Below are 20,653 nucleotides of genomic sequence, written 5' to 3'. Positions count from 1 at the left end.
CGAGGGGCGCGCAGCGGCCCGGGGGTCGTGCGGACGTGGAGTGGACCTTCGGAGGCGGTGGGCGGCAGGGACCAACTGGTCTGTACGCGTCCTTTGCTCTGCTTCAACCGACGCAACACGGAGAAGGCGTTTGTGGTGCGTGGAGTGAAGCAGAGCAAAGGACGCGCAGGAGACGCTTGGGGGGGCGTCGGCCGGGCGCGATGGCATCTCCGGAGGACGTTGATGAACACGTCTCGTCAACTGGCATCAATAACGGGCCGGAGCAGCCTGCTCCGGCCCGTCATCGAACTGACAGCCAATTACTGCTTGAGCATGTTGTCCAGCAGCAGGGCGCAGCGGATCAGCCCGAGGTGGCTGTACGCCTGGGGGTGATTGCCCAGGCCGCGCTCGGCGAGCGGGTCGTACTGCTCGGGGAGCAGGCCGGTCGGCCCGGCGGTCAGCACCATCTGCGCGAACAGTTCCTCGGCGTCGGTGCGGCGGCCGGTGCGCAGGTACGCCTCGATCAGCCACGCCGTGCAGATGTGGAAACCGCCCTCGCGGCCGGGCAGGCCGTCGTCCCAGTGGTACCGGTAGACGACCGGGCCGCTGCGCAGGTCCGCCTCGATCTTCAGGACCGTGGACAGGAAGCGCGGGTCGTCACCCGGGAGCAGGCCGGAGAGGCCGATCCAGAGCGACGAGGCGTCCATGTCCTCGTCCCCGTACGCGACGCTGTACGCCTCGACGTCGTCGTGCCAGCCGTGCTCCAGCACGTTGGCGCCGATCCGGTCGCGCAGGTCCTTCCACTCGGGCCGGTCCTCGCCACCGTGCTGACGCATGACGTGCAGCGCCCGGTCGACGGTCATCCAGCACATCACCTTGGAGAACACGTGGTGCCGGGGTGGCAGCCGCGCCTCCCAGATGCCGTGGTCGGGCTCGTGCCAGCGGCGGCGGACCGCCTCGACCATGTTCTCCAGGACCCGCCACTCGTCGTCGCGGACCGAGCCGCGCGCGTCGGCGACGGCCGCGATCAGATCGGCGATCGGGCCGAACACGTCGAGCTGGAGCTGGTGGTTGGCGAGGTTGCCGACCCGGACCGGCCGGGAACCGGCGTACCCGGGCAGCGTGTCGATGACCGCCTCGGCGCCCAGCTCGTACCCGTCGATGGTGTAGAGCGGGTGCAGCCGTTCCGGGTGACCGCCGGTGCGCTCGATGCAGCCGTCCACCCAGCGCAGGAACGCCTCGGCCTCCGTGACGGAGCCGAGGTCGACGAGCGCGCGGGCGGTCAGCGCGGCGTCGCGCAGCCAGCAGTAGCGGTAGTCCCAGTTGCGGACGCCGCCCAGCTCCTCCGGCAGGGAGGTGGTGGCGGCGGCGAGGATCGAGCCGGTGGCCTCGTGGCAGAGCCCGCGCAGGGTGAGGGCGCTGCGCGCGACCAGGTCACGGGAGGTGGACGGCAACCGCAGCGAGGCCACCCAGTCCTTCCACGGCTGCTCGGCCGCGGCCTGCCGCTCGTGGATCGGTACCCGGTGGTGCTCCAGGCTGTGCGTGCCGAAGCGCAGCTCCAGCACGACCTGCCCGCCCGCGGCGGAGAGGTCGACGACCGCCTTGGCGGTCTCGTACCCGCCGTCGTTGTTGACCTGCCACTCCACGCCGGGGGCGTAGAGGGCGACCGGCTCGTTCGAGCCGAGCACCAGCAGGCCGTCGCCGACGGGCTGCAACTGCACGGCCACCTGGCCGAACTCGGGACGCGGCGCGAACTCCACCCGGACCCGGCCGTTGCCGCTGAGCACCCGCACCAGGGTCGAGTCGCCGGTCACCACGGCCGGGCCGTCCGGCGTCGTCTCGCGGGCCGGCTTGTCCAGCCAGTCGGTGACGGTGAGGCCGGACCACCGGGTCTCGACCGTCATGGTGCCGGAGCGGTAGCGCTGGCCCAGCGGGATGCCACCCCGCTCCGGGGCGATGCTGAAGTGGCCGGCCGGGCTGCCGCCGACCAGGTCGGCGAAGATCGCCGCCGAGTCCGGCTTGGGGTGGCAGAGCCAGCTCACCTTCGCCTCGGGGGTGAGCAGCGCGACGGTACGACCGTTGGACAACATGGAGTGCCGCTCGATGGGTACCGCGCGCTCGCCGAACAGCCAGTGCCGGCGGGTCTCCAGCAGCAGCCCGAGCGCGCGGGCGGCCTCGATGGGCTCGGCCACCCGGAAGGCGGCCTTGGTCTCGCCCGGACCGATCTTGATGCCGAGGTCCGGCCCGTGCAGGTTGCCGAAGGCGTTCTCGTCGGTGACGTCGTCGCCGATGAAGAGCACCGCGCTGGCCGAGAGCTGGGTCCGTAGCTGGTCGACGGCCGTGCCCTTGTGGGTGGCCACCACGGACAGCTCGATGACCTCCTTGCCCTGCGTCACGGTGACGCCGTCGAAGGCGGCCGGGCCGTTGCGCACGGCCTCGATGGCGGCGGCGGCGACCTGCGGGTCGACGCCACGGGTGTGCACCGCGACGCTGGCCGGCTTGCGTTCGAGCCGGATGCCCGGGTGTTCGGCGGCGATCTCGCGCAGCGCGTTGCGCACCTGGGTGCGGACCGCGACCAGCTCGGGGGAGAGGCGCTCGACGAAGCCGATGTCGAACTCGGAGCCGTGGCTGCCGACGAGGTGCACCTCGCTGGGCAGTCGGGAGAGCGCGGCCAGGTCGCGCAGGGCGCGGCCGGAGACCACGGCCACGCTCGTCTGCGGCAGGGCGGCGAGCGCGCGGATCGCGGCCACCGACTCGGGCAGCGGTACGGCGGTGCTGGGATCCTCCACGATCGGCGCGAGTGTGCCGTCGTAGTCGCAGGCGATCAGGAGCTGCGGAACCCGGGCGATCCGGCCGATGGCGGCTCGCAGCTCGGGGTCCATCACCCCGGTGTCGATCGCCGTTCCGTCGTTGACGGCCGTGTTCACGCGGCCTCCGCCTCGGAAACTCCCAGTTCGGAGAGGAAAGACTTGGCCCAGTGCCCCACGTCGTGGGTACGCAGGTGACGTTGCATTGTCCGCATCCGGCGGCGTGCCTCGGTTTTCTCCACGTGCACGGCCCGGAGCAGGGCGTCCTTGACCGCGTCCGGGTCGTGCGGGTTACAAAGGAATGCCTGGCGCAGCTCCGTTGCGGCGCCAGCGAACTCGCTGAGCACGAGCGCACCGCCCTGGTCGGCACGGGATGCGACGTACTCCTTGGCCACGAGATTCATGCCGTCTCGCAGCGGGGTAACCATCATCACGTCCGCAGCAACGTACATCGCGGCCAGTTCACTGCGACTGTACGACTGATGCAGGTAATGCACGGCCGGCACGCCGACTCGGCCGAATTCGCCATTAATCCGACCAACTTCGCGCTCGACCTTGACCCGAAGTGCCTGGTAGTGCTCGACGCGCTCGCGGCTCGGCGTGGCGACCTGCACCATAACGGCGTCCGGAACTGTCAACTTTCCGTCAGACAGCAACTCCCGGAACGCCTTGAGGCGCAACTCGATGCCCTTGGTGTAGTCGAGCCGGTCCACGCCCAGGATTATCGTCTTCGGGTCCCCCAGCTCGGCGCGGATCTGCTTGGCCCGCGCCTGGACCGCCGGGTCGGCCGCCATCCGCTCCATCTCCTGCGTGTCGATGGAGATGGGGAAGGCGCCCGCCTTCACCTGCCGGCCGTCGACCTGGATCATCTGACCCTCGTAGCGGAGCCCGAGCAGGTGTCGGGCCAGCCGGACGAAGTTCTGCGCGGCCAGTCGCTGCTGGAAGCCCACCAGGTCCGCGCCGAGCAGACCGCGCAGCAGCTCGGTGCGGAACGGCATCTGCATGAACAGCTCGATCGGCGGGAACGGGATGTGCAGGAAGAAGCCGATCCGCAGGTCCGGGCGTAGCTCGCGGAGCATGGCCGGCACCAGCTGGAGCTGGTAGTCCTGCACCCAGACGGTCGCGCCCTCGGCCGCCACGTCGGCCGCGGCCTCCGCGAACCGGGCGTTGACCAACCGGTACGCCTCACGCCAGCGACGCTTGTACGCCGGTGTCTCCACGGCGTCGTGGTAGAGCGGCCAGATCGTCGCGTTGGACTGGCCCTCGTAGTAGCGCTCCAACTCCTCGGCGCTGAGCGGGACCGGGTGCAGCCGGATGCCCTCCAGGTCGAACGGCTCGGGCGCGGCGCCGGTGCCACCGGCCCAGCCGACCCAGGTGCCCTGGTGCTCGGCGAGTACGGGATGCAGCGCGGTGACGAGCCCGCCGGGGCTGCGTCGCCACTGCCGTCCCTCGGGTGTGCTCACCTCGTCGACCGGCAGACGGTTCGCCACTACGACAAAGGAGCTACGGACGGTCACGATCGGCCACCTCCGGGTACTGACGGGTCCACCGCGATGAGCGTACTGAGCGTAGCTGCGGTGTCTGGGCCCCCGTGCCGGAGTCTCCTACCCGCCCCGCGTGCGGCGAATCCTTAAGGTGATCTTGTCGACAGCCCGACGGTCAGGGGCGGCGCGGCTCGCCGGCGTACTCCTGAGGCGGGGTGATGTGGGCGAAGCGCGCCGTACCTGTCAGGATTGACGATGGCGTGCGCGCGGCCGGCTCCCGGCCGGCGGCGGCGGGCGGAGGTCTCAGCTCGCGCCGCGCCGCCCACTCAGGCGACAGCAAACCGACGGAGGTAGCCCGCACCGTGGCCCAGTTCATCTACGTCCTGGAAAAGGCGCGCAAGGCGCACGGCGACAAGGTCGTGCTGGACAACGTGACGCTGAACTTCCTGCCGGGCGCCAAGATCGGTGTGGTCGGCCCGAACGGCGCCGGTAAGTCCAGCCTCCTCAAGATCATGGCAGGCATGGACAAGCCGAGCAACGGCGAGGCCCGGCTCATGCCCGGCTACACCGTCGGCATGCTCGCGCAGGAGCCCCCGCTCAACGACGCCAAGACGGTGCTCGGCAACGTCGAGGAGGCGGTCGCCGAGACCAAGGCCAAGCTGGAGCGCTTCAACAAGATCGCCGAGCAGATGGCGACCGACTACTCCGACGAGCTGATGGAGGAGATGGGCAAGCTCCAGGAGGAGCTGGACCACCTCGACGCGTGGGACATCGACTCCAAGCTCGAACTGGCCATGGACGCCCTGCGGTGCCCGCCGCCGGACGCCGACGTGACCCAGCTCTCCGGTGGTGAGCGCCGCCGCGTCGCGCTCTGCAAGCTGCTGCTGGAGGCACCCGACCTGCTGCTGCTCGACGAGCCGACCAACCACCTGGACGCGGAGAGCGTCTCCTGGCTGGAGCAGCACCTGGCCAAGTACGCCGGCACGGTCATGGCGATCACCCACGACCGGTACTTCCTCGACAACGTGGCCAACTGGATCCTCGAGCTGGACCGCGGCCGGACCTACCCGTACGAGGGCAACTACTCCACCTACCTGGAGAAGAAGGCCGCCCGGCTGGCCGTCGAGGGCCGCCGCGACGCCAAGATGAAGAAGCGCCTCACCGAGGAGCTGGAGTGGGTCCGCTCCAACGCCAAGGCCCGGCAGACCAAGTCCAAGGCTCGCCTGGACCGGTACGACGAGATGGCCGCCGAGGCGGAGAAGACCCGCAAGCTGGACTTCGAGGAGATCCAGATCCCGCCGGGCCCGCGTCTGGGCGGCACGGTCATCGAGGCGAACAACCTCAGCAAGGGCTTCGGCGACCGGCTGCTCATCGACAACCTGTCGTTCTCGCTGCCGCGTAACGGCATCGTCGGCATCATCGGCCCCAACGGCGTCGGCAAGACCACGCTGTTCAAGACGATCGTCGGGCTGGAGGAGCCGACCGGCGGCGAGGTGCGGGTCGGTCCGACCGTCTCGCTGTCGTACGTCGACCAGAACCGCGAGGGCCTCAACGGCGACAAGACCGTCTGGGAGGTCGTCTCCGACGGTCTCGACTACCTGATGGTGGGCAAGGTCGAGATGCCGTCGCGGGCGTACATCGCGGCGTTCGGCTTCAAGGGCCCGGACCAGCAGAAGCCGACCAAGGTGCTCTCCGGCGGCGAGCGCAACCGGCTCAACCTGGCGCTGACCCTGAAGATCGGCGGCAACGTCATCCTGCTCGACGAGCCGACGAACGACCTGGACGTGGAGACGCTGTCCAGCCTGGAGAACGCCCTGCTGGAGTTCCCCGGCTGCGCCGTGGTCATCTCCCACGACCGGATGTTCCTGGACCGGGTCGCCACGCACATCCTGGCCTGGGAGGGCGACGACCAGAATCCGGCCAAGTGGTTCTGGTTCGAGGGCAACTTCGAGGCGTACGAGAAGAACAAGATCGACCGTCTCGGCGCAGAGGCCGCCCGACCGCACCGGGTGACCTACCGCAAGCTGACCCGTGACTGACCGTTTCATCTACCACTGCACGCTGCGCTGGTCCGACCTGGACGCGTACGGCCACGTCAACAACTCGCGCTTCCTCACCCTGTACGAGGAGGCGCGGGTGGCGTTGATGTTCGCCGGCGGCCGGGCCTGGGGAGTGGGTTCGTTCGCCGACGGGGTGGTGATCCGCCGGCACGAGGTCGACTACCTGCGCCCGGTCGACTACGCGCTGGGTCGGGCCACCGCCGAGGCCGCGCCCACGGTCCGCATCGAGTTGTGGGTGGAGGAGATCAAGGCGTCGCGGTTCACCGTCGCCTACGAGTTGTACGACGGTGACGTGCTGGCCAGCCGGGCCCGCTCGGTGCTGGTGCCGTTCGACCTGACCCGTCAGGTGCCCCGCCGCATCACCGTCGAGGAGCGGGACTTCCTGCTGACGTACGCCCCGCAGGGCGGCGGATCGTGACGCGGCCGGGAGCGGACCGGGTGGCGTCGCCGTCCGGTCATGGCCTGGCCGGCGTTGCCGACGCCGGTGCCTTCCTGGCCCGGCTGGTCCGGCTGGACCCGGTCGCGCCGGTGCGGCTGCGCCCGGCCGGCGCTCCCGGGCGGGTCGTCCTCTGGGCCCGGCTGCCGTGGCAGGTGCTGGTCACCCGCACGGTGGCCGGCGACGCCGCCGGGGACGTCACCGTGGGTGCGGCCGACCTGCTGGCCGAGTTGGGACGCGGCGGTGCGGCGCTGCCCGAGCGCCGGGACGCGCAGTGGCGCTGGCCCCTGCCACCGTCGCGCAGCGAGCCGGTCGAGGTGCTGCCCGGCGTCGAGGTGCGCCGGATCGCCGTGGCGGCGGCGGGCACCCTGCGGACGGCGAGCCAGGAGGGGGTGGCGGGCCGCGCGGTGGGTCAGCGGGCCCTACGCGACGCGCTGCTCGACCACGTGGCCGTGGTGGTCACCCCGGACGATCGGCCGGGCCCGCCGGTCGAGGTGCCGCAGCGGCTGGTGCAGGGGCTGGTCCGGATGGGCTTCCTGGGTGCGGTCGACGACCCGAGCGCCCCTTCGGCGCGTGCCGGGGTGCGGGTACGGGTCGCCGGCCGCTGGGTGGGCCTGGTGGGACCGTACGGAGCGGCCTGGTTGCAGAAGGCCACCGATCTTGCCGTGACCCCCCTCACTCCTCGTCCGAACGGATGACCCCCGTTCATTCTTCTGGGCCGGTGGGGTCGTTGGGGGGGTGCTTCAACCCGGCTGTCCGGGTACCGTCCATCCTCGGATCCAACGCACCGTAGGCGGCTGGATCCGCTGGGGAGTGAGGTGCGACGAGCGATGCCGTGGTGGTCATGGCGCCCCGGTCCCGCCGACGGCGGTGATCCGGAAACCCGAAGCGGGATCACAGTGGAGAGCGCGGTCCGGGTCGGGCCGCCGAGTCCTCGCCAGCCGGGAGACGACTGCCCGGGCAGCGACCGGCCCGCACTGGCCGAGATGGCGGCCACCATCGAGCCGGTGAGCCTGCGTCGGGTCTGCGACGCACTCGACCTGCTCGACGTGCGGTACCTGGCCGACGGCGACGGCAACCTGCTGGCCATGTGGGAGCGCCACGCCGTGCTGGTGACCCTCGAGGGCCCGGAGGACGAGATCCTGGTGATGCGGGCCCGTCCGCACGCCACGGTTCCGCCGGACTGGGCCGACCGGGCCTACCGGGTGGTCAACGAGTGGAACCACACCCGCCGCTTCTGCAAGGCGTACATCGGCGATCCGACCGAGCGCGGGCAGCTACCGATCTACGCCGAGTTGCAGGTGCCCCTCGGCGCCGGCACGCACGACGCGCTGCTGGTCGAGATGCTCGACTGCGGTGCGGCCGTGGCGACCAGCTTCGTGGACTGGCTGCACGACGAGGGCGCGCTGCTCTGACACCGGCCGCGGCCCGGGTGCCCGGTGCGCGCGCCGTCAGGCGCGCTCGGCCGGGTCCTCCATGACGTTGACCATGAAGTACGCGGCCCGCTCCAGGTAGTCCCAGAGGGCGACGGCGAGCTGCGGTTCCAGGTCGAGACGGTCCACCGCCTGGCGCATGTGCCGCAGCCAGGCGTCCCGCTCGGCCGCGCCGATCCGGAACGGCGCGTGCCGCATCCGCAGCCGCGGGTGCCCGCGCTGCGCGGAGTACGTGTTCGGCCCACCCCAGTACTGCATCAGGAACAGGGTCAGCCGGTCGGCCGCCGGGCCCAGGTCCTCCTCCGGGTACATGGGTCGCAGCAGCGGGTCGCTGGCGACGCCGAGGTAGAACTCGTCCACCAGCCTGCGGAAGGTGGGTTCGCCGCCGACGGCTTCGAAGAGCGTCGTCGACGCGTCGGGACGGTCGGATTCACCTGCGGGGTTCACCGTTCCATCCTGCCAGGCGCGTCGGCCGTGGGCCCGACCCGGAGGCCGTGCGTCGGCTCACGCCGTGGCTCAGGTGACCGCGTGCCGGCGCTGGCCGCCGGCCGCACGTGGATCGGCGAGTGCCGGCGTGCCGCTGGCACCGACGTCGCCCGTCTCGCGGGCCTGCGCGATGTTGGCTGCCCTGGCTGTCGATATCGCGTCGTCCACCGTCTGGCGGTCCGGCCAGCGCACGGCCACGACAGTCATCAGCAGCACCCCGGCCGCGCTCCAGAGGCCAACCACCACCGGGATGGGGAACCGCTCCGCGAGCAAGCCGGTGACCAGCACGGCCATCCCCTGGATGACCTGTAGGCCGGTGGCCATCACGCCGAACGCGCGAGCCCGGAAGCCGTCCGGCAGCGCCTGGACGAACAGCCCGTTGGCCATCGGGAGCATGCCCGCGACCGCGAATCCGCACAGGGCGGCCAGCAGCGCCACCACCAGCGGTGGCGGATCGAACAGCGCCGGCACCAGCGCCAGCGGGGCGAGCACCGCGAGCGGCCGCATCAGGGCCAGCCGGCGGGTGGGGCCGAACAGCCGGCTCACCAGCAGTCCGCCGAGGACGAAGCCCACCGGACTCGCAGCCATGATCACCGCCTGCGCCGTGCCGGCGGCCATGCCGCTCCTGGTGTCCGCGTTCGCCCAGGCGGCGGCCAGCCCTTCGGGGACGATCGAGAAGAGCGTCGCGCTGAACACCAGCACCGCGATGGCCCGCAACACCGGTGTGCGGAAGACGATCCCGAAGCCCTCGGCGGTCTCCCGCAGCAGGTGGCTGCGGTGGGCGGTCCTCATCGTGGCCGGGCGGTCCCGCACGCCGAAGCGCAGCAGCAGCGCCGACAGCCCGAAGGTGGCCGCGTTGAACAGCAGCGCGACCGGCGGGTTGATCGAGGCGACGGCGGCGCCGAGCAGGTAGCCGACGACCTGCGCGGCCTGCCCGACGCTGCCGTTGAGCGACAACCCGACCACCAGCCGGTCACCGGCGAGGATCTGCGGCATCAGCGCGGACTTCGCCGCCTGACTGGGCGGGTTGGCCAGGGTGGCGGCGAAGACGAGCACGAGCACCACCGGGACCGGCAGTCCGGGGAGGGCGATGAGCACCATGAGCGCCATCCGGACGACGTCGCACGTCACCATCACCCGCCGGTACGGGTGCCGTTCGGCCAGCGCGGCGAGCAGTGGACCGCCGAGCAGCCACGGCAGGTAGCTCACCGCGAACGCGGCGGCGGAGAGCGCGACGGACCTGGTCTGCTGATAGACGAGGAGGGTCACGGCGGCCTTGGCCACGTAGTCGCCGACCCAGGACAGGGACCCGGCCGTGAAGACGGCCCGATACTCACGTTGGGCGAACACTTCGCGAAAAGTGGCCGGACCTTCCACGGAAGGTCGCTCGTCGGGCACCGTCGCCTCCATCGGCCCCCGGATGCGGCTGCTTGTGGCCGCCGGGCCGGGAACACTCGTCAGATTCGCGGATCAGCGAGGATGTGACCGCGCTCCAGCGGAACGCGTGCTTCGGGATTCTGCCCGATCGTCTGACAACTAGCTAGGGCGAACGGATCGTTCGTCGCATCCCCGACTGAACGAACGGACGATACTCCAGGGGCCGGGTGGACCGCGACCCCTGGATTGCCGGCCAGGGTCACCGGGTCAGGTGGCGCCGCCCTGACCGGTCTCGCCCTCCGACAGCGGTCGGCTCGGCACGCCGGGATAGATGCGGGCGGCGGCGATCTGCGCGGTGATGCCGGAGTTCTCCAACGCCTCGGCCAGCCGGCGCCGCAGCTCTCGGCCCACCGCGAACTGGCCGTCGGCGGTCGTCTTGACCACCGTACGGATCACGGCGCCGTCCACCGTCATCTGCTCGACGCCCAGCACCTCCGGTGCCTCCACGATCTCCGGTGACAGCTCCGGGTCCACCGCCACGGAGGCGGCGGCCGTCCGCAGTACCGCGCTGGCCTCCTCCGTGCCGCTGAAGCCGATCGGCAGGTCCACCACCACCAGCGCCCAGCCCTGGCTCTTGTTGCCCACCCGGATGATCTCGCCGTTGCGGATGTACCAGAGCACGCCGCGTCCGTCCCGGACGGTGGTGACGCGCAGCCCGACCGACTCCACCACGCCCGTCGCCTCGCCCAGGTCGACGTTGTCGCCCACGCCGTACTGGTCCTCGATGAGCATGAAGAGCCCGGCGATCAGGTCCTTGACCAGGCTCTGCGCGCCGAAGCCCAGGGCGACGCCGGCGATACCGGCGCTGGCCAGCAGCGGCGCCAGGTCGAAGCTGAACTCGCGCAGGATCATCAACAGCGCGATACCGAAGACGAACGCCGTGGTCAGGCTGCGCAGCACCGAGCCGATCGCCTCGGCCCGCTGCCGCCGCCGTTCCGGCACGAACTCGGCCGGGTCGACCGCGGCGGTGGGCACCCGTTCGCGCAGCGGCCGCAGCATCGTCGGGACCGCGCCGTCGGTGGTCGTCCGGACCAGCCGGTTGATCGTCCGGTGCAGCGCCCACCGCGCCACCATCGCCAGCGCCAGGATCAGCACGACCCGCAGCGGCTTGAGCAGGATCCAGTAGCTGCCCTCGGCGAACCATTCGGACCTGGTCATGCGGTAGAGGAACTCGCAGGAGGTGCTGCCCTGACAGTTCACCGACACGGCGTCGGGCAGGGCAAGGGGCGTCACGCTGGCGGCACTCACCCTGTCTTCGTACCGCAACACCCCGGGCCGGCCGCTGCCGACCCACCAGCCGGGTGAGATGCGCCGGAGCGCCGGGTCGGACCGGGGCGAACCGGCCATCGTGACAGGTGCGGAAAAGAGCTTCGCATCCGACCCCGGATTAGTACGTGCAATCCGGGGTCCGATCAGGGACTATTGGCGCAACGGACGTCGGTGATCGAACGGGCGTCGACGGTGCGGGCCCTCGTGCCCAACTCCGGTCGGCGGCGGGTTCGCAGCAGCCGCTGAACCGGGAGGGTGAGCGCGATGCCTGACATACGACCCGCGGTGGGCTCCGGCGCGCTGGTTCTCAACGCCACCTACGAGCCGCTGTGTGTCGTGTCGGTGCGTCGCGCCGCGATCCTCGTCCTCTCCGCCAAGGCCGTCTGTGTCGCCGACGGCGACGGCATCCTGCACAGCGCCCGGGACGCGCTGCCGGTGCCGTCGGTCGTCCGGCTGACCCGCTTCGTCCGGGTGCCCTACCGCACCCACGTCGGGCTGTCCCGCCGGGCCATCTTCGCCCGGGACGGCTGGCGGTGCGCCTACTGCCGGGGGCCGGCCGAGACCATCGACCATGTCTTCCCGCGCAGCCGGGGCGGCCGGCACGCCTGGGAGAACGTGGTCGCCGCGTGCGCGCGGTGCAACCACACCAAGGGCGACAAGACCCCGGCCGAGCTGGGCTGGCGGCTGCACGCCCTGCCCGCCGCGCCGAAGGGCACCGCGTGGCGGGTCCTCGGACACCGCGCCCCGGACCCGCGCTGGGCCGACTGGCTCGACCTGCGCGAGCCCGAAGCGGCCGCCTGACCCGTGCCCGTGCGGGCCCGGCTGCACCCGCGCGGGCCCGGCGGCCCGGGACGGCCGCTCCGGACGACGGCCCGGGACGGCCGACGGCGGTCGGGCTCAGTACTGTTGGTCGGCCGCCCGACGCGTCGCGCGCTCGTGCCGGTCGACCGCCCGCCGATGCGCGATCGCGATCAGCCGGTCGACCTCGGGCAGCATCTGCGGACCGGGCATCACGATGCTGGCGAAGCCGTACAGCGCGTAGCCCGGATGCGGCGTGAGGGTGTCCAGCCGGGCGTAGTCGAAGTCGTCCCGGTGTTCCTCGAAGGCAGCCGGCGCGAAGCCGAACGCCTCTTCGAACTCGGCCCGGCCCAGCTCCAGGTTGAGCCGGAAGACGCCGGGGCGGTCGAGCTGCCCGGCCTCGTCGAAGCCGGGCACGTCGTGCTCGACGATGGTGGCGAACGGTTGACGACGGTCCGGCCCGACGTGGAAGAACCGGTCGCCCCACGCGCCCTCGGGTGACCCGTTCTCCGCGCTCGCCACCACCTGCTCGACGCCGGGCAGCGCGCCGATGCGTTCGGCCAGCACGGCCGCGTCGACGCCGGTCGGGATGTGCAACACCGCGTCCGCGTTGTCGATGCTCGCCTGGTCCAGCGGGACGTAGCGGTAATCGTGCGATCTGCGCTCGGCCGGCTCGACGTCGCCGGCCCGCACGTACCCGGGGAGGTCGCCCCGCTGCTGGAGCCGGCCCTCGTAGCTCGACGCGGCGGGCGCGTCGATGCCGAGCGCGGGACTCACGCCGAGGCTGCCGACGACCACCGCGTACCGCTCGCCGAGCAGCGCCCCGACGATCGCGCCGGCGCCGGCCCAGGACACCGTCGCCGCACCGACCGTCATGGTGCTCGGATGGCGTTGCAGGTGCGTGTTGTGCGCGAAGACCAGCGTCGGTCCCCGGTCCGCCTCGACCGCCCGGATCGCGAGCAGGTTCTCGGCCATCAGCGCGTCCCGGACCCCGGCCAGGTAGGCGAACCGTTCCTCCTGGGCGAGGTCGGCCGCCGCGGCGGCGGCGTGGTAGCGCAGCAACGCGACCGCGGAGGTGGCCTGCACATGCGCCTCCCACCAGCCCGTGGGGCGGCGGTGCGCCTGGCGGTACAGCTCGGTCAGCAGGTCGTCGGCGAGGACCCGCAGCCGCTGGGCGTCCGTCGAGCGTCCGACCGACCGGCCCGGCTCCCAGACGGCGGCGGTGTCGCTCCACCGGGTCTCGTCCCCGACCAGGTCGTCGATCTCCGCCGCACGGTCGAGGCCGAGGAAGTCGCACACGAGCGTCAGGTGCCGGCGCGGGCTCGGGGCGCCCTCCATCTCCAGCGGCGCGTCGAAGCCGTGGAACCTCAGCTGCTGCGCGGCGGGCCGTTCGGCGTTCCACTCGCGCATGCGCAGCAGCAGGTCGCGGTTGGCCGGTGCGGCGCCGAAACCGTGACTGAACCCCTCGGTGAGCGCGCGGTCGAGCGGCACCGCCCCACCCCGCACGAACTCGTCGGCGACCAGTCCGGCGGCCCGGTCGCTCTCCAGGGCGATGGAGCGGTAGCCGTGCTCGGCCAGCGTCAGGAAGGTGTCGTTGCGGATCTGGAGGAAGGCGGACTCACCGTGCGTCGGCTCGCCCAGCGCGAGCAGGGTCGGTCGGCCGGCCAGCAGGTCGAGAAGAGGGGTCATTGCATCGACCGTATCGTTGAACCAGCGATTGAGACTTTTCAGTGACGGAGCGCGGTGGAAACCACGAAACCCTCAAACCCAGGGGTACGGCGACCGATCGACCTCGCGCGGCGGCACGGGCTGTCGGCGCAGGCCGTCCGCAACTATGAACGCGACGGCGCGCTGCCACCGGCCGAGCGCACCGGCACCGGGTACCGCCGGTTCACCGAGGTGCACGCCCGGGCGCTGGACGCCTACCTCGCCCTCGTCGCGGGCCACGGTCACACGGCCGGCGGCGACATCATGCGCGCCGTCAACCGGGGCGAGATCGACGCGGCGTTCCGGACCATCGACCACGGCCACGACCTGCTGCGACGCGACCGGGAGACGCTGGACGCGGTCGAGGCGGCGGTCACCACGCTCACCGCCGGCACGCTCGCGCCGCCGACCCGGCAGGCGGTACCCATCAGCGTGCTCGCGCACCGACTCGGCGTACGACCGGCGACGCTGCGCAAGTGGGAGTCGGCCGGGATCCTGCGACCGGAGCGTGATCGGGTCACCCGCCACCGCGTCTACTCGCCCGACGACGTCCGGGACGCCGAACTCGCCCACCTGCTGCGCCGGGGCGGGTACCGACTGAGCCACATCGCCGACGTGCTGCGCCGGGTACGGGACGCCGGAGGTGCCGAACCACTGGCCGCGTCGCTCGCGCAATGGCGGGTACGGCTCACCGAGCGCGGCCGGGCCATGCTCACCGGTGCCGCCCGGCTCGCCGCGTACCTCGACGGCGGCGCGGGCGGTCACCCGTCACGGGCCTTGACCAGCGAGGCGAAGACCACCAGGTTGTCCGAGTAGCCGGTCTCACCGCCCACCCACCGGCCACCACAGGTGATCAGCCGCAGGCTGGGACGGCTGAAGTCGCCGTACACCTCGTCCACCGGCAGCCGTTCCTTGTCGAACCGCTCCACCGAGTCCACCTCGAAGACCGCCACCCGACCGTCGGCCCGGGTGATGTCGACCTCGTCGCCGGAGCGCAGTTCCCGCAGCCGGTGGAAGACCGCCGGACCGGTGGTGGTGTCCACGTGCCCGACGACCACCGCCGGTCCGTACTGCCCCGGGGTGGGACCCTGGTCGTACCAGCCGGCCTCCTGGGCGCGGGCCACGTCGGGCACCGCGATGGTGCCGTCCGGGGCGATGCCCACGTCGTGCAGCGGCGCCCGCAGGTCGATCGTGTCGATGGCGAGGGCGGTCGGTCGGCTGGCCGGCAGCACCGGGAACTTCTTCGGTGGCGGCCGCAGGCCGGCGCTGATCCGGTCCGGCAGCAGACTCACCCCGGTCACCCGCTCGACGCCGAGCATCGCCACGATCACCACCATCAGTGCGGCGATGACCAGCACCGGCAGCCCTGGCCGGTCGGCGAGCCGATGCCGGGCCAGCGGTGGCCCGCCGGGACGGCGCGGCGGCAGCGGTCGGGCGTCCGGGTCGGTGGTGGCGACACTCGCAAAGACCGCCTGCCCGGCGACCCGGCGCAGCCGGGCCATCAGCCTGCGGGTGGCGCGCAGCGCCCTCGCGGCCCGGGCGCGGGCCGGACGGCCCGACCGCGCGGAGCGGGCAGGGCGATCCGACCGCGCACGCGCGGATCTGCGGGTCATGGGAGCTCCGGGTCAGGAGCCGGCTCCGGGCCGACGCCGGCTGCCCACCATGCCGAGCGCGACCGCGGCGGCCACCAGGGCCACGCCGCCGAGGACCAGGACCGAGCCGGTGCCCCGGCCGCCGGCGGTGCCGCCGCCCCCGGTCGCCGGCCCCTTGCTGGGCGAGGCCATGTTGAGCACGGTCAGCATCGTCTGGGCCGTCTGGTTGTTCTGGCAGCGCAGGTCGACCTGGTAGTCACCGGGCTCCTTGTTGCCCGGAACGGTGACCTCACCCTTGAGGAAGCCGTTGTCCGGCCTGAGCATCACGTGCCCGAACGCGTCGGAGTGCACGTTGGCCTGCCGGTCGTTGTTGTTGTCGCAGCTCGCCCGGATCGTCACCCGGCCGCCCGCCGGGACGCTGTTCGGTGTCACCTCGACGAAGGTGTTCTCACCGGCGCGGGCCGGTGCGACCGACAGCAGGACGAACGCCCCGATGAGCCCGACCAGCGTCAGTGCGGACGAGAGCGCGCGGTTGATCGTGCGAAGACCCTGCATGATTTCCCCCCAACCGGCGACGACCGCCGGAACCCTCCCCTGGGCACGCGCGCTGCTTTCCCCGTCCCGCAAAGGCAAACCCCGCCCCACCCCGCGCCCGCCCCACGCCCTCGCCCCACCCCGCGCCCCGGCCCCGCCCCGCCCTGCCCCGCCCCGCCCGCGCCGCCCGCCCCGCCCGCGCCGCCCGCGCCGCCCGCGCCGCCCGCGCCGCCCGCGCCGCCCCGCGTCGATCATGGAGTCGTGGTGCTCCGCACAAGGTGCATATCACCACCATCAACCCACCACGACTCCATGATCGACCCCGTACACCATGCGGGCCCCCGCGATCTTGCACTTGCTGTGGCGACAAAGCGGGGCGCAAGGGGCTTTTCGGCAACAGGAAGTGCAAGATCGGCGGGGCGCGGGGGCGCGGGGGCGCGGGGCGCGGGGGGCGTGGGAGGCGTGGGGGAGGCACGGGGGTGCGGGGGAGGCGCGGGGGCGCGGGGGTTAGGGGTGGGGGGTTATGGGGTGCCAGGGGAGGGGGGAGGAGAGGACCATGGTGCTCGACGGTTGGCCGTACGGGGCCAGACGGTCGATGACCGCCTCGAAGTCCCCGATCGAGCCGGCGGCGACCTTGAGCATGCTGCACGCGTCACCGGTGATCCGGTGGATCTCCAGGATCTCCGGCCAGTCGGAGACCTCCGGGTCGTGCAGGATGCAGCGGGACCCGTAGCAGGACATCCGGATCAGGGCGACCACCGTACGGCCGGCGCGGGTCAGGTCGACGTGGGCGTGGTAGCCGGTGATCACACCGGTCTCCTCGAGCCGGCGGACCCGCTCGGCGACCGCTGGCGGGGACAGGTGCACCCGGCGGGACAGCTCGCTGAACGAGAGCCGGGCGTCGGCCTGCAACTCGCGCAGCAGCGCCCAGTCCATGTCGTCCACGCTCGAACCTTACTTTCGTGAACCGGATTCGCCCAGCTGCCTTCTGTTCGTCAGGTCAGGACGGCAAGTCCCGTTGATCCGGCATTCCGTACGCCGATCCCACCGCGAGATCATGACGTCGGCAGTCCGGGGAAGGGAGACGACTGGTGGAATCGACGGAGCGGCGGGCCGGGAACCGCGTCGCCACGGTGCGACCGGTGACCCCGCGACAACGGGCGGCCCGGGCGGCGCGCAACGGTGGCGAGCCGACCCTTGAGTTCGCCGACCTGGTGCCGTACGACGCGTACGTACGGGCGAGCGCGCTGCACCAGTTGCAGCAACCCCTGAGCGACGACCCCGGCGAGATGTCGTTCCTCATGGTCAGCCAGATCATGGAGCTGTACTTCGGGCTGACCTGCCACGAGTTGCGGGAGACCCAGCGGCTGCTGCGCGCCGACCGGATCTGGGACGCGCTGGCTCCCCTGCGCCGCGCCACCCTGCACCTGGAAGGGCTGAACGCCGCCTGGCAGGGCTTGCGCTGGATGACCCCGGCCGACTTCAACCGGTTCCGCAACCTGCTCGGCGAGGGCAGTGGCTTCCAGTCCGCCATGTATCGGCACCTCGAGTTCCTGCTCGGACTGCGCGACCCGGCGCTGATCCGCCCGTTCCGTCGGCAGACCGAGGTGCACGCCGCGCTCAGCGCCGCGCTGGCCGCACCGAGTCTCTGGGACGACGTCGTCGCGCTGCTGGCCCGGCGTGGCTTCGACATCCCCGCCGACCTGCTGAACCGCGACGTGGCGGTGGAACACGAACCGCAGCCGGAGGTCGAGGCCGCCTGGGTGCGGATCTACGCTGACGGCGGCCCGGACAACCACCTGCGGCTGCTCGGCGAGGCGCTCAGCGGTGTCGCCGAGGAGTTCGGCGACTGGCGCTGGAACCACGTCAAGGCGGTGCAGCGGACGATGGGCGCGAAGGTCGGCAGCGGCGGCTCCGCCGGCCTGGCCTGGCTGCAACGCAGCATGGCCCGGGTGGTCTTCCCGGAGCTGTGGTCGGCCCGCACCGCGATGTGACCGGAGAATCAGACATGCACACCCCACAACACGAGGCGCACCGCCTCGACGAGGCCGACCCCGGTCACCGGCACCTCTTTCTCGTGCCGCCCGCCGACGGGGGCGACCACCCCGAGTCGGCGTACCTGGCCGGCAACTCGCTCGGCCTGCAACCCCGGGCCACCCGCGACGAACTCCTCGCCGATCTTGACGCCTGGGGGCGGCTCGGCGTCGAGGGGCACCTGGAGGCCGAGCGCGCCTGGCTGCCGTACCACGAGCTGTTGACCGGCCCGGCCGCCCGACTGGTCGGCGCCCGGCCCGCAGAGGCCGTGGTGATGAACTCGCTCACCGTCAACCTGCACCTGCTGATGGTCAGCTTCTACCGCCCGGCCGGCGCGCGCACCCGCATCGTCATCGAGGACAGCGCCTTCCCCTCGGACAGTTACGCCGTGCGTAGCCAGGCCCGGTTCCACGGCCTGGACCCGGACGACACCGTGGTCCGGCTGCGCCCCCGCCCCGGGGAGGACGCGCTGCGCACCGAGGACGTCACCGACTACCTGGCCGCCGAGGGCGACCGGGTGGCGCTGGTGCTCCTGGGTGGCGTCAACTACCTGACCGGTGAGCTGCTGGACATCCCGGCGATCACCGCCGCGGGCCGGGCGGCCGGCGCGGTGGTCGGTTGGGACCTGGCCCACGCGGTCGGCAACGTGCCCCTCGCGCTGCACGACTGGGACGTCGACTTCGCGGCCTGGTGCTCCTACAAGTACCTGAACGCAGGGCCCGGCGCCCTGGCCGGCGTCTTCGTGCACGAGCGCCACCTGGGCGATCCCGACCTGCCCCGCTTCGAGGGCTGGTGGAGCACCGCGGCGGCCACCCGGTTCGAGATGACGCCGGTGTCCCGCCCACCGTCCACCGTGGAGGCGTGGCAGATCTCCAACCCGCCGATCTTCGCGATGGGTCCGGTGCGTACCTCGCTGGAGCTGTTCGACGCGGTCGGCATGCCGGCGCTGCGCGCCCGCAGCCTGCGCCTCACCGGCTGGCTGGAGTCGCTGCTCGACGAGGTCACCGCCGACCGGCCGCTGCGGGTGGTCACCCCGCGCGACCCGGCCCGGCGGGGCTGCCAACTCTCGGTCCGCGTCGGTGCCGGCAACGCCGCCGAGCTGACCAAACGCCTACGGTACGAACACGGCGTCATCGCCGACGCCCGGGAGCCGGACGTGGTCCGCTTCGCCCCGGTGCCGCTCTACTCGACGTACCTCGACTGTTGGCGGGCCGCCGCCGCGCTGGAGGCCACCGTGGGACAGGTGAACCCGTGACCGCGCGGCGCGACGAGATCGCGATCATCGGCGCCGGCCTGGCCGGCTGTCTGGCCGCCTGCTTCCTGGCCCGGCGGGGTTATCCGGTAGCGCTCTACGAGCGGCGGCCGGACCCGCGTACCGGCACGGCCGAGCGGGGGCGTTCGATCAACCTGGCGCTCTCCGAGCGCGGGCTGGACGCGCTGCGCCGGATCGGCCTGGCCGACCAGGTGATGGCCGACGCGCTGCCGATGCGCGGCCGGATGATCCACCCGGTCGAGGGGGAGCCGCAGTTCCAGTCGTACAGCGCGGCCGGTGACCGGGCGATCAACTCGATCAGCCGGGGCGCGTTGAACAACGCCCTGCTGGACGCCGCGAGCGCGCTGCCCGGGGTACGGGTCGTCTTCGACCACCGTCTCGTCGCGCTCGACCCGACCGACGGCTCGCTGAGCTTCGACACCCCGCACGGCACGGTCGCCGCCAAGGCGTCCGTGGTGCTGGGCGCGGACGGCGCCGGCTCCGCCGTACGCGGGCAACTCCTGGCACACGGGTCGCTGCGCGAGAGCGTGGACTTCCTGGACTACGGCTACAAGGAGCTGACCATCCCGCCGCTGGGTGGGGACTTCGCCCTGGACCCGGACGCCCTGCACATCTGGCCCCGGGGCACCTCGATGATGATCGCGCTGCCGAACCCGGACCGCTCGTTCACCTGCACGCTGTTCTGGCCCAACGAGGGGGCCGGCAGCTTCGCCGCCCTGGACAACCCGGCCGCGATCAGGGCGCACTTCGCGCAGCGGTATCCGGACGTGGTCCCGCTGGCCCCGAACCTGGTGGACGACTACCAGCACAACCCGGTGGGCGTGCTGGGCACGGTCCGTGCCACGCCCTGGCAGGTCAACGGCACCGTCGGCCTGATCGGCGACGCCGCGCACGCCATCGTGCCGTTCTACGGCCAGGGCGCGAACTGCGCCTTCGAGGATGTCGTCGAGTTGGACCGCTGCCTGGACGAGTGCGCCGACGAGTGGTCGGCGGCGCTGCCGCTGTTCCAGCGTCGCCGCCAGGAGAACGCCGAGGCGATCGCGCAGATGGCGCTGACCAACTTCGTGGAGATGCGCGACAAGGTCGCCTCACCGGTCTTCCAGACCCGGCGACGGGTGGAGCACGCACTGGAACGGGTCCTGCCCGGCCGGTACGTTTCGCAGTACGAGCTGGTGTCCTTCTCCACCACCCCGTACGCCGAGGTGCGCCGCCGGGTGCGCCGGCAGCACCGGGTGCTCGGTGCGGTCGCCGGTGGGGCGGCGCTGCTGCTGGCCGGCGCGATCACGGCGGTGTTCAACCGAGGGAGGCGCGCGTGACGAATCTC

The 20,653-nt window shown here is 72.1% G+C and carries 18 protein-coding genes; 9 read left to right on the top strand and 9 right to left on the bottom strand.

From position 1 onward, the window contains the following. Positions 1-299: 299 nt before the first annotated feature. A complete protein-coding gene (otsB, locus tag ACN263_RS23740) occupies positions 300-2,861 on the bottom strand; it encodes a trehalose-phosphatase (RefSeq protein ID WP_422740797.1) in 2,562 nt (853 codons plus the stop codon). 41 nt (positions 2,862-2,902) lie between these two features. Then, positions 2,903-4,303: an alpha,alpha-trehalose-phosphate synthase (UDP-forming) gene (locus ACN263_RS23735; protein WP_422736535.1), complete on the bottom strand. Its 1,401-nt coding sequence runs from the start codon at positions 4,301-4,303 to the stop codon at positions 2,903-2,905. Positions 4,304-4,632: 329 nt separating this feature from the next. Between ACN263_RS23735 and ettA the strand changes: the two genes are divergently transcribed. The 4 genes from ettA (at position 4,633) to ACN263_RS23715 (ending at position 8,181) form a co-directional block, all read left to right on the top strand. Next, positions 4,633-6,309 (top strand): energy-dependent translational throttle protein EttA, encoded by a 1,677-nt coding sequence (gene ettA, locus ACN263_RS23730; protein WP_422736534.1) that lies wholly within the window; start codon positions 4,633-4,635, stop codon positions 6,307-6,309. After that, positions 6,302-6,748: an acyl-CoA thioesterase gene (locus ACN263_RS23725; RefSeq protein ID WP_422736533.1), complete on the top strand. Its 447-nt coding sequence runs from the start codon at positions 6,302-6,304 to the stop codon at positions 6,746-6,748. The genes ettA and ACN263_RS23725 overlap by 8 nt, the downstream gene beginning before the upstream one ends. Continuing rightward, complete coding sequence (locus ACN263_RS23720) at positions 6,745-7,464, top strand: hypothetical protein (protein ID WP_422736532.1); 720 nt, start codon at positions 6,745-6,747, stop codon at positions 7,462-7,464. The genes ACN263_RS23725 and ACN263_RS23720 overlap by 4 nt, the downstream gene beginning before the upstream one ends. A gap of 132 nt (positions 7,465-7,596) precedes the next feature. Then, the gene (locus ACN263_RS23715) at positions 7,597-8,181 is read left to right on the top strand and encodes a YbjN domain-containing protein (protein WP_422736531.1); all 585 of its coding nucleotides are present in this window, start codon (positions 7,597-7,599) and stop codon (positions 8,179-8,181) included. Between the two features lie 36 nt (positions 8,182-8,217). On the opposite strand, the gene ACN263_RS23710 is transcribed toward ACN263_RS23715, so the two are convergent. The 3 genes from ACN263_RS23710 to ACN263_RS23700 all read right to left on the bottom strand — a co-directional run bounded on the left by ACN263_RS23710 (position 8,218) and on the right by ACN263_RS23700 (position 11,388). Beyond that, on the bottom strand, positions 8,218-8,646 hold the full coding sequence (locus ACN263_RS23710; protein ID WP_422736530.1) for a globin: 429 nt from the start codon (positions 8,644-8,646) through the stop codon (positions 8,218-8,220). A 69-nt stretch (positions 8,647-8,715) separates the two neighbouring features. Then, a complete protein-coding gene (locus tag ACN263_RS23705; protein WP_422736529.1) occupies positions 8,716-10,095 on the bottom strand; it encodes an MFS transporter in 1,380 nt (459 codons plus the stop codon). 234 nt (positions 10,096-10,329) lie between these two features. Continuing rightward, a complete protein-coding gene (locus ACN263_RS23700) occupies positions 10,330-11,388 on the bottom strand; it encodes a mechanosensitive ion channel family protein (protein ID WP_422740796.1) in 1,059 nt (352 codons plus the stop codon). Between the two features lie 267 nt (positions 11,389-11,655). Between ACN263_RS23700 and ACN263_RS23695 the strand changes: the two genes are divergently transcribed. Beyond that, on the top strand, positions 11,656-12,192 hold the full coding sequence (locus tag ACN263_RS23695) for an HNH endonuclease (protein WP_422736528.1): 537 nt from the start codon (positions 11,656-11,658) through the stop codon (positions 12,190-12,192). A 96-nt stretch (positions 12,193-12,288) separates the two neighbouring features. Here the strand turns inward: ACN263_RS23695 and ACN263_RS23690 are convergent, their stop codons facing one another. Next, positions 12,289-13,878 carry a DUF6194 family protein gene (locus ACN263_RS23690; RefSeq protein ID WP_422736527.1) on the bottom strand — a complete coding sequence of 530 codons (1,590 nt, stop codon included), beginning with the start codon at positions 13,876-13,878 and terminating at the stop codon, positions 12,289-12,291. A gap of 54 nt (positions 13,879-13,932) precedes the next feature. Here ACN263_RS23690 and ACN263_RS23685 point away from each other — a divergent pair, with 54 nt between their 5' ends. Then, on the top strand, positions 13,933-14,712 hold the full coding sequence (locus tag ACN263_RS23685; RefSeq protein WP_422736526.1) for a TioE family transcriptional regulator: 780 nt from the start codon (positions 13,933-13,935) through the stop codon (positions 14,710-14,712). Here ACN263_RS23685 and ACN263_RS23680 read toward each other — a convergent pair. The 3 genes from ACN263_RS23680 to ACN263_RS23670 form a co-directional block, all read right to left on the bottom strand. Beyond that, on the bottom strand, positions 14,658-15,509 hold the full coding sequence (locus ACN263_RS23680; protein WP_422736525.1) for a class F sortase: 852 nt from the start codon (positions 15,507-15,509) through the stop codon (positions 14,658-14,660). The genes ACN263_RS23685 and ACN263_RS23680 overlap by 55 nt on opposite strands. Before the next feature lie 12 nt (positions 15,510-15,521). Further along, positions 15,522-16,043 carry a hypothetical protein gene (locus ACN263_RS23675; RefSeq protein WP_422736524.1) on the bottom strand — a complete coding sequence of 174 codons (522 nt, stop codon included), beginning with the start codon at positions 16,041-16,043 and terminating at the stop codon, positions 15,522-15,524. Between the two features lie 486 nt (positions 16,044-16,529). Then, positions 16,530-16,958 (bottom strand): Lrp/AsnC family transcriptional regulator, encoded by a 429-nt coding sequence (locus ACN263_RS23670; RefSeq protein ID WP_422740795.1) that lies wholly within the window; start codon positions 16,956-16,958, stop codon positions 16,530-16,532. A gap of 155 nt (positions 16,959-17,113) precedes the next feature. Here ACN263_RS23670 and ACN263_RS23665 point away from each other — a divergent pair, with 155 nt between their 5' ends. From ACN263_RS23665 to ACN263_RS23655, 3 genes are read left to right on the top strand one after another with little or no spacing between them, the layout of a single operon-like run. Continuing rightward, on the top strand, positions 17,114-18,016 hold the full coding sequence (locus ACN263_RS23665; RefSeq protein WP_422736523.1) for a tryptophan 2,3-dioxygenase: 903 nt from the start codon (positions 17,114-17,116) through the stop codon (positions 18,014-18,016). 14 nt (positions 18,017-18,030) lie between these two features. Then, entirely contained in the window at positions 18,031-19,311 is a 1,281-nt protein-coding gene (gene kynU, locus ACN263_RS23660; RefSeq protein WP_422736522.1) for a kynureninase, read from the top strand. Then, entirely contained in the window at positions 19,308-20,645 is a 1,338-nt protein-coding gene (locus ACN263_RS23655) for an FAD-dependent oxidoreductase (RefSeq protein WP_422736521.1), read from the top strand. Before kynU ends, ACN263_RS23655 begins: the two co-directional genes overlap by 4 nt. Positions 20,646-20,653: the final 8 nt, after the last annotated feature.

It is taken from the genome of Micromonospora sp. WMMD729 (genome assembly GCF_049315225.1).
GTDB lineage: Bacteria > Actinomycetota > Actinomycetes > Mycobacteriales > Micromonosporaceae > Micromonospora.
This window is presented reverse-complemented; position numbering and strand designations above follow the sequence as displayed.